Here is a 7,995-nt window from a genome sequence, read left to right as displayed (position 1 = left end):
GGACCCCCGAGGTGTAGCGGGGCGGGGGGAGCTTCCACTCCGCCCGGCGCCGGTCCAGCTCGGCGTCGTCGACCAGGAGATCCATCGTCCGGTCCGGCACGTCGATCACGATCCGGTCCCCGTCCCGGATGAAAGCAATTGGGCCGCCGTCCACAGCTTCGGGGGCCACATGGCCGATGCAGAAGCCGTGGGTCCCCCCGGAGAAGCGCCCGTCGGTCAGGAGAGCGCAGTCGGCCCCCCGGCCGGCGCCCTTCATGGCCCCGGTGACCGCCAGCATCTCGCGCATCCCCGGTCCCCCCTTGGGGCCCTCGTACCGGATGACCACGACGGATCCGGGCTGGATGGCGCCGGCCAGGATGGCCTCGAGAGCCCCGTCCTCCCCGTCGAAGACCCGGGCCGGCCCGTCGAAGCGGGTCTCGTCGAGCCCGGCCACCTTCACGACCGATCCGGAGGGGGCCAGGGAGCCCCGCAGGATCGCCAGCCCGCCGTCGGCGTGGATGGGGGCGGTCAGGGGGTGGATGACCGAGCCGTCGGGCCGGGGCGGGTCGAGGGCGGCCAGGTTCTCGGCCAGCGTCCGGCCGGTGACGGTCAGGCAGTCACCGTGGAGCAGCCCGGCCTCGAGGAGCTCGCGCATGACCACGGCCACCCCGCCGACCCGGTCGACGTCGGTCATGTGGTAGCGGCCGTGGGGCTTGGTGTCGGCGATGTGGGGCACCCGGGCTCCGACCACGTTGAAGTCGTCGATGCTGAGATCGACCCGGGCCTCGTGGGCGATGGCCAGGAGGTGCAGCACCACGTTGGTCGAGCCCCCGAGGGCCATGGCCACGGCTATGGCGTTCTCGAAGGCCTCCCGCGTCAGGATCCGCCGGGGCGTCAGATCGAGGTCGAGCAGCCGCACGACCGCGGTCCCGCTGTCGTAGGCGAGCTGGTCCCTCCGGGGGTCGACGGCGGGCGGGGAGGCGCTGCCGGGCAGGGCCATGCCGAGGGCCTCGGACACCGACGCCATGGTGTTGGCGGTGAACATCCCGGCGCAGCTGCCGGCGGTGGGGCAGGCGTTGTGCTCGATGAGGGACAGCTCCTCGGCCGAGAGCGAGCCGGCGGCGTGGGCGCCCACGGCCTCGAAAACGCTCACGATGTCCAGGGCCACGTCCTCGGGCCGGCCCCGCTCCGGGTCGGCGGGGAGCCGCCCCGGGAGGATGGAGCCGCCGTAGAGGAAGACCGATGGGAGGTCGAGGCGCGCCGCGGCCATCAGCATCCCCGGCAGCGACTTGTCGCACCCGGCAAAGGTCACCATGGCGTCGAACCGTTCGGCGTGCATCACGCACTCGATCGAGTCGGCGATCAGCTCCCGGCTCACCAACGAGGCCCGCATGCCCTCGTGGCCCATCGAGATCCCGTCCGACACGGCGATGGTGACGAACTCGATGGGGAACCCGCCGGCCTCCCGGATCCCCTCCTTGGCCTGCTTGGCCAGCCGGTCCAGCGGCAGGTTGCAGGGCGTGACCTCGTTCCAGGACGACGCCACCCCGATCTGCGGCTTGTCCCAGTCGTCGTCGGTCATGCCGACGGCGCGGAGCATGGCCCGGGCGGGCGCCCGCTCGTAGCCCTCGGTCACGTCCGTGCTGCGCGGCTTCGGGTGGGACGGGCGGCGGTCGTCAGGCATGCGAAGACAGTACCGGCGCTTCTCCTGGCCGCCGCCCTGATTCTCACCGGCGCCCTCGGGCCCTCCCGCCCCGGTGCGGTGCGTGCCGCCGACGGCACGACCGCGACCGTCGCTCCTCCTCCGCTCATGCCCACCCTGCGCCAGCTGGCCGGTCCGACCGGGCTGCGGATCGGGGCGGCCGTCGACGTCAACGCCCTGGCCACCGACCCGGGCTACGCGTCGGCGCTCGGTGCCGAGTACGACATGGTGACGCCCGACAACACGATGAAGTGGGTCACGACCGAACCCCGGCCCGGTAGGTTCGACTACACGGCGGCCGACCACCTCGTGCAGTTCGCGCAGGCCAACGGGATGCTCGTCCGGGGCCACAACCTGGTGTGGTTCGAGCAGAACCCGGCCTGGCTGGACCAGGCCGCGACCGGGCCGGGCGCGGCGGGGCGGATGCAGGCGGCCCTGCGCCGCCACGTCACCGCGCTCGTCTCTCATTTCCGGGGGCGGGTGGCCCAGTGGGACGTGGTCAACGAGGCGGTCGGGGACGACGGGTCGCTGCGGCCCGACCTGTGGCTGCAGTCGATGGGACAGGCCTACGTGGCCCTCGCGTTCGAGTGGGCCCACGCTGCGGATCCCGCCGCCACGCTCTTCTACAACGACTACGGGATCGAGGAGCCCGGGCCCAAGTCCGACGCCGTGTACTCGCTTCTCGCCGACCTCCGGGCCCGCGGGGTCCCGGTGGGAGGCGTGGGGTTCGAGCTCCACGTCACCGGCCCCGACGCGTTCGACGCGGCCGCCCTCCGCCAGCAGATGGCCCGCTTCGCCGGCCTCGGGTTGCAGGTGGCGGTCACGGAGATGGACGTCCGGATGCGGCCGCCGTTCAGCTCGGCCCAGCTGGACCAGCAGGCGGCGGACTACGCCGGGGCGCTGGAGGCGTGCGAGGACCAGCCGTCCTGCAAGACCTTCGTGACGTGGGGGTTCACCGACGGGGACTCGTGGATACCGGGGACCTTCCCGGGCTACGGCGACGCCCTGCCGTTCGACGCCCGGCTACGCCCGAAGCCGGCCGCCTATGCGCTGCAGGCGACACTCATGTCTGCGCCGCCCGCCTCCTGAGCTCCTCGGTCACCGCCGCCCCGTCGGCGTTGCCCCGGGCCAGCTTCATCACCCGGCCGATGAGGAAGCCCGCGATCTTGGGGTCCCCGGCGCGCATCTTCTCCCATTCCGCCGGGTTCTCGGTGATGACCTGGTCGACGAAGCCCGACAAGGCGTCGGCGGATAGGGCCTCGTACCCCTTGGCCCGGGCAATGGCCTCGGGGTCGCCTCCCGACGCGAGCAGCTCGGCCAGCACCGACTTGGCCTGGGTCGCCGTCAGCCGACCATCGGCCTCCATGGCGACCAGGCGGCCGAAGGTGGCCGGCTCGAGCTCAACGTTGGCCTCCCCTGCGGCCCGGGCGGCGGCGATCTCGTTGGCGGCCCGGTTCACGGCGATGCGCCCGTCCGCCCCCGCCGCCACCGCCGCGACCACCAGGTCGTCCAGGCCCAACTCGACCAGCAGGCCCACCTCGGCCGTCCCGACCCCGGCCGCGGTCCCCACCGCTTCGGCTAGCCGGTCCCGCCGGGCCGCCGGCAGCACCGGCAGTCCCGCCGCCACCGCCGCCAGCCAGTCGTCGTCCGGCGCCACCGGCACCAGGTCGGGCTCGGGGAAGTAGCGGTAGTCCTCGGACTGCTCCTTGGTCCGGCCGCTCCGGGTCCGGCCGGCGGCCTCGTCCCAGTGTCGGGTCTCCTGCCGGATGGTCCCGCCCTCTTCGATGACGGCGGCCTGGCGCTCCGCCTCGTGCTCGATGGCCCGGCCGAGGGAGCGGAGGGAGTTGAGGTTCTTGATCTCGCAGCGCGTCCCGAGCTCGGCGCTGCCCACCGGGCGCACCGACACGTTCGCGTCGACGCGCAGCGACCCCTCCTCCATCTTCCCGTCGGAGGCCCCCGTCGCCACGAGAATGGCGCGCAGCTCGCTCACATAGGCCCGGGCCTGCTCGGCGGAGCGGATGTCGGGTTCGCTCACGATCTCCACCAGCGGCACTCCGGCGCGGTTGTAGTCGATCAGCGAGTGGGACGACTCGTGGATCCGCCCCCCTCCCCCGACGTGGGTGATCTTCCCGGTGTCCTCCTCCATATGGGCGCGCACGATGCCGACGCGCGACCCGTCGGGGAGCTCGAGGTGCCCGGACACGTTGATCGGCTCGTCGTACTGACTGACCTGGTAGTCCTTCGGCATGTCGGGATAGAAGTAGTTCTTGCGGTGGAACACCGACGGGCGGACCTCGCAGCCGAGGGCCAGCCCGATGCGGATGGCCAGCTCCACCGCCTGGCGGTTGAGCACCGGCAGCGACCCGGGCAACCCGAGGCACACCGGGCACACGAGGGTGTTGGGCTCGGCGCCGAATCGGTTGGCGCACCGGCAGAACAGCTTGGTGGCGGTGCGCAGCTCGCAGTGGACCTCGAGGCCGACGACGGTCTCCCACTCGGTCTTCGTGGTCGTCACCGTCCGCTCCCTCCGTTCGCAGCCGGCGCCACCGCCTCGACCGCGGCGCCCACCCGGAACATGACCGCCTCACCGAGCGGCGGGGCCATCACCTGCACGCCGAGCGGCAGCGACTGTCCGGCCGGCCACCACGGGACGCTGAGGGCAGGCTGGCCGGTGAGGTTGCTCGGAATGGTGCACACGTCCGACATGTACATCGCCAGCGGGTCCTCGGTCTTGGCCCCGAGCTCGAACGCCGGCCCGGGCGTGGTCGGGGCCAGGAGGGCGTCGAAGCCGCGGTAGGCCTCCTCGAAGTCCCGGATGATCAGCGTGCGCACGCGCTGGGCCTGGCCGTAGTAGGCGTCGTAGTAGCCGGCCGACAGGGCATAGGTGCCGAGCATGATCCGGCGCTTGACCTCGGGCCCGAACCCGGCGGCCCTGGTCTCGGAGAACATGGTCGTGATGTCGGCGGCGTCGGTGCGCAGCCCGTAGCGCACCCCGTCGTAGCGGGCCAGGTTGGACGACGCCTCGGCGGGGGCGATGAGGTAGTACGCCGACAACCCGTACACCGCGGCCGGGACCGACACCTCGCCGACCTTGGCGCCCAGGCCCTCGAGGGCGGTGGCGGCCTGCTGAACGGCCGCGGCGGCCGCAGGCTCCACCCCGTCCATCAGCTCGGTGACGACGCCGAGGCGCAGACCTTCGACTCCCATCCCGGTCACCTGGGCCAGCAGCGGCGGAGGCGCCGCAAGAGAAGTGGAGTCCGCCGGGTCGTGCCCGGCGATCACCTCGAGGAGGGCGGCGGCATCCTCCACGTTGCGGGCAAAGGGGCCGATCTGGTCGAGGGAACTGGCGAAGGCCACCAGCCCGTAGCGGGAGACCAGGCCGTAGGTCGGCTTGGCCCCGACCACGCCGCACAGCGCCGCCGGCTGGCGGATGGACCCGCCGGTGTCCGAGCCGAGGGCCAGCGCCGCGAACCCGGCCGCCACGGCGGCGGCGCTGCCCCCGGAGGAGCCGCCCGGCACCCGGCTCGGGTCGTGGGGGTTGCGGGTCGGGCCGAAGGCCGAGTTCTCGGTCGACGACCCCATGGCGAACTCGTCCAGGTTGGTCTTGCCGACCACGACGGCCCCCGCGGCGCGCAGGCGGCTCACTGCCGTGGCGTCGTAGGGCGGCCGCCAGCCCTCGAGGATCCGCGACGAGCACGTCGTCGGGATCCCCCGGGTGCAGAGGTTGTCCTTGAGCGCCACCGGCACCCCGGCCAGCGGCCCCGGGTCCCGGCCCGCCGCCACGGCGGCGTCGACGACGTCGGCCTCGGCCCGGGCCTGGTCGGCCAGGACCAGGTTGAAGGCGTGGACCTCGGCCTCCCTGACCGCCACCACCTCCAGGTGGTCCTCGAGCACCTCGCGGGCGGTGCGCCGCCCCGTCCGCACCGCGTCGGCCAGGTCCAGGGCGGTGGGCTCACGACCGGGTCCGCCGCCGCCCGGTCCGGCCGCGCCGGTCACGGCTCCTCCCCGAGGATCCGCGGGACCCGGAACCGGCCCTCCTCGGCTTGGGGCGCCTCGGCCAGCACCTCCTCCCGGTCCAGGCAGGGGCCGGGCTCGTCGGGGCGCAGGACGTTCCGGACCGGCAGGGGGTGGGCGGTCGGGGCCACCCCCGAGGTGTCGAGGGCCGCCACGTCCTCGGCGTGCTCCAGCACGGCCGCCAGCTGGCCGGCGAAGAGGTCGATCTCGTCGTCGGACAGGGCCAGCCGGGCCAGGTGGGCCACGTGGGCCACGTCGTCCCGGGAGATGCGGCTCACACGTAGGGGTCCTCGGCCCCCTGGGGCTCCTCCCACCAGTCGTCGGGGGCGGCGCTCCATTCGGGGTCCTCGTAGATGCAGTCGACCGGGCACGGATCCAGGCACTTGCGGCACCCCGAGCACAGCTCGGGGACGATGATCACGTCGATCCCGTGGTTGAAGATCGCCCCGAACTGCGGGGGACAGTGACGCAGGCAGGTGTCGCAGTTGATGCACTCCGACATCTCGATCCGGAAGGGCGCGTTCTTCCATTTCGGGTTGCGTTCCCGGTTCTCGATCCGCTCCGGGCGGGTGGCCGCCGGCATCGCGGGAAGGCTACCGGACCCCCGCGGCCCCACTTGACCGCCCGGTCAAGGGGACCGGTAGCCTCCCCCGGCAACCCGACCGCACGATAGGGAGCCGACCTGAATGGCCAAGTACCCGTTCCTCTCCGACGAGTGGATGCTGGAGGCCCGCAAGATCCGCGAGGAGTACCGGGGCAAGGGCACGCCCACCCCCCACGTCGTGAAGATGAACCTCAACATCACGACCGTCCCGTTCGGGGGAGGTGTCGTTCAGGCCCACATGGACACCAGCTCGGGGGAGCTGGAGATGGACACCGGCCACATCGACCCCTCCGACCTCACCGTGACGGTCGACTACGAGACGGCCAAGGCCATCTTCGTGGAGCAGAACCCCCAGGCGGGGATGCAGGCGTTCATGGCCGGCAAGGTCAAGGTCGAGGGGGACATGACCAAGCTGATGGTCATGCAGGCCACCCCTCCCGACCCCACCGCCATCGAGGTCTCCGGGAAGATCAAGGAGATCACGGAGTAACCCTCGCTCAGTGCGCCGGCACCGGAGGGAGGGCCGCTTGCGCCCGGGCCCGCCTCTTATGATCCGCCGGCATGAGCGAGACGCGCTACGTGAAGGTCACCCGTCTGTACTCGGGGGACGACGGGCAGTCGCATTTCGAGGACCTCCTTCTCCCCGTCGAGGAGAACCTCGCGCATCCGTGTCCGACGATCGCCGGCCGCTCCATCGGCTTCATGGCCGAACTGCCGGCCGAGAGCGTCTCGTTCCGCCTCACCCCGCCGGGCGGAGACCACCCGTTCCATTGGTCACCGGGGCGCGCCTTCCAGGTCACGCTGACCGGTCTCCTCGAGCTCGAGGTCGGGGACGGGACGGTCCGGAGGTTCGGCCCGGGTGACGTGCTGCTGCTCGACGAGCAGGGCCAGGGTCAGGGCCACCGGAGCCGCGAGATCGAGCCCCGCCTGACGCTGAACGTGCATCTGCCCGTCGACCTCGACCTGCCGTTGGCCCAGGACCGCAGAGGCCACTGAGCCGACCGTCCGCGTGGGGACGGTCGGCAGGATCAGTCGCTCTCGGCCGCCAGAGCGGACAGCAGGGCCTTCATCCAGGGCCCCAGATCGGCCGGCGTGCGGGCCGAGATCAGGTTCCCGTCGACGACGGTCTCCTCGTCCGCCCAGTCCACCCCGGCGTTCACCATGTCGTCCCGGATGGCGCCGACACTGGTGGCGTGGCGGCCCTTGAGGATCCCCGCCGATATCGGCACCCAGCCCGCATGGCAGATGAAGGCGATCGGCTTGCCCGACCGGTCGAAGGCCCGGACCAGGTCCAGCACGGCCGCAGACCGGCGGAGCTTGTCCGGGGCAAAGCCTCCGGGGATGACCAGGGCGTCGAAGTCACCTTCCACCACCTCGTCGACGGTGGTGTCGACCTCGACAGGACCGTGGCCCTTCTTGCCCGTCACCGGGGAGTCGTCGAGCCCGGCGATGGTGACCGCGACGCTCTCCTCCCGGAGCCGGTACACGGGATAGAGCAGCTCTGTGTCCTCGAACAGGTCCGCGGCCAGCACGACGACCTTCTTGCCTCTCAGCACCATTGGTAGTCAGGGGCGCGGTGCCGTTGCTGGCCCGGTTCCCCATCCCCCTTTCAATCCGTACGTGCGGTTCGCCCGCATACGGCTTACCGACGGTCTTCTGGACATGGTTACGCCGCCTTCGGGTATCGGATGGTGCC

At 72.1% G+C, this 7,995-nt stretch carries 9 protein-coding genes; 3 read left to right on the top strand and 6 right to left on the bottom strand.

Annotated elements, in window-relative coordinates:
* The coding region (gene ilvD / locus VFW24_05175; protein HEX5266144.1) for a dihydroxy-acid dehydratase at window positions 1-1,663 on the bottom strand (1,663 nt) is incomplete at its 3' end.
* 126 nt (window positions 1,664-1,789) lie between these two features.
* Between ilvD and VFW24_05170 the strand changes: the two genes are divergently transcribed.
* Window positions 1,790-2,770 carry an endo-1,4-beta-xylanase gene (locus VFW24_05170; GenBank protein HEX5266143.1) on the top strand — a complete coding sequence of 327 codons (981 nt, stop codon included), beginning with the start codon at window positions 1,790-1,792 and terminating at the stop codon, window positions 2,768-2,770.
* Here VFW24_05170 and gatB read toward each other — a convergent pair.
* Genes gatB through VFW24_05150 form a run of 4 tightly spaced genes read right to left on the bottom strand, consistent with a single transcriptional unit; the run spans window position 2,745 to window position 6,278 of the window.
* Window positions 2,745-4,196, bottom strand: a complete 1,452-nt coding sequence (gatB, locus tag VFW24_05165) for an Asp-tRNA(Asn)/Glu-tRNA(Gln) amidotransferase subunit GatB (GenBank protein ID HEX5266142.1) — start codon at window positions 4,194-4,196, stop codon at window positions 2,745-2,747. The two genes, VFW24_05170 and gatB, sit on opposite strands and share 26 nt — an antisense overlap.
* A complete protein-coding gene (gene gatA, locus VFW24_05160; protein ID HEX5266141.1) occupies window positions 4,193-5,677 on the bottom strand; it encodes an Asp-tRNA(Asn)/Glu-tRNA(Gln) amidotransferase subunit GatA in 1,485 nt (494 codons plus the stop codon). Before gatA ends, gatB begins: the two co-directional genes overlap by 4 nt.
* Window positions 5,674-5,973 carry an Asp-tRNA(Asn)/Glu-tRNA(Gln) amidotransferase subunit GatC gene (gatC, locus tag VFW24_05155; GenBank protein HEX5266140.1) on the bottom strand — a complete coding sequence of 100 codons (300 nt, stop codon included), beginning with the start codon at window positions 5,971-5,973 and terminating at the stop codon, window positions 5,674-5,676. Before gatC ends, gatA begins: the two co-directional genes overlap by 4 nt.
* A complete protein-coding gene (locus VFW24_05150; protein ID HEX5266139.1) occupies window positions 5,970-6,278 on the bottom strand; it encodes a 4Fe-4S dicluster-binding protein in 309 nt (102 codons plus the stop codon). Before VFW24_05150 ends, gatC begins: the two co-directional genes overlap by 4 nt.
* A gap of 103 nt (window positions 6,279-6,381) precedes the next feature.
* Here VFW24_05150 and VFW24_05145 point away from each other — a divergent pair, with 103 nt between their 5' ends.
* Both VFW24_05145 and VFW24_05140 read left to right on the top strand, forming a co-directional pair.
* On the top strand, window positions 6,382-6,789 hold the full coding sequence (locus tag VFW24_05145) for an SCP2 sterol-binding domain-containing protein (GenBank protein ID HEX5266138.1): 408 nt from the start codon (window positions 6,382-6,384) through the stop codon (window positions 6,787-6,789).
* 71 nt (window positions 6,790-6,860) lie between these two features.
* The gene (locus VFW24_05140; GenBank protein HEX5266137.1) at window positions 6,861-7,295 is read left to right on the top strand and encodes a hypothetical protein; all 435 of its coding nucleotides are present in this window, start codon (window positions 6,861-6,863) and stop codon (window positions 7,293-7,295) included.
* Between the two features lie 32 nt (window positions 7,296-7,327).
* Here the strand turns inward: VFW24_05140 and VFW24_05135 are convergent, their stop codons facing one another.
* Window positions 7,328-7,858 carry a type 1 glutamine amidotransferase domain-containing protein gene (locus tag VFW24_05135; protein ID HEX5266136.1) on the bottom strand — a complete coding sequence of 177 codons (531 nt, stop codon included), beginning with the start codon at window positions 7,856-7,858 and terminating at the stop codon, window positions 7,328-7,330.
* Between the last annotated feature and the right edge of the window lie 137 nt (window positions 7,859-7,995).

It is taken from the genome of Acidimicrobiales bacterium (assembly GCA_036273495.1).
Taxonomy (GTDB): domain Bacteria; phylum Actinomycetota; class Acidimicrobiia; order Acidimicrobiales; family JAJPHE01; genus DASSEU01.
The sequence above is the reverse complement of the archived record's forward strand: the minus strand, read 5'-3'. Positions and strand labels throughout refer to the sequence as shown.

Excerpts from the sequence above, each read along its gene's own strand:
- VFW24_05140 (HEX5266137.1), top strand. The coding sequence starts at position 6,861 with ATGAGCGAGACGCGCTACGTGAAGGTCACCCGTCTGTACTCGGGGGAC.
- VFW24_05145 (HEX5266138.1), top strand. The coding sequence starts at position 6,382 with ATGGCCAAGTACCCGTTCCTCTCCGACGAGTGGATGCTGGAGGCCCGC.
- VFW24_05170 (HEX5266143.1), top strand. The coding sequence starts at position 1,790 with ATGCCCACCCTGCGCCAGCTGGCCGGTCCGACCGGGCTGCGGATCGGG.
- VFW24_05150 (HEX5266139.1), bottom strand. The coding sequence starts at position 6,278 with ATGCCGGCGGCCACCCGCCCGGAGCGGATCGAGAACCGGGAACGCAAC.
- VFW24_05135 (HEX5266136.1), bottom strand. The coding sequence starts at position 7,858 with ATGGTGCTGAGAGGCAAGAAGGTCGTCGTGCTGGCCGCGGACCTGTTC.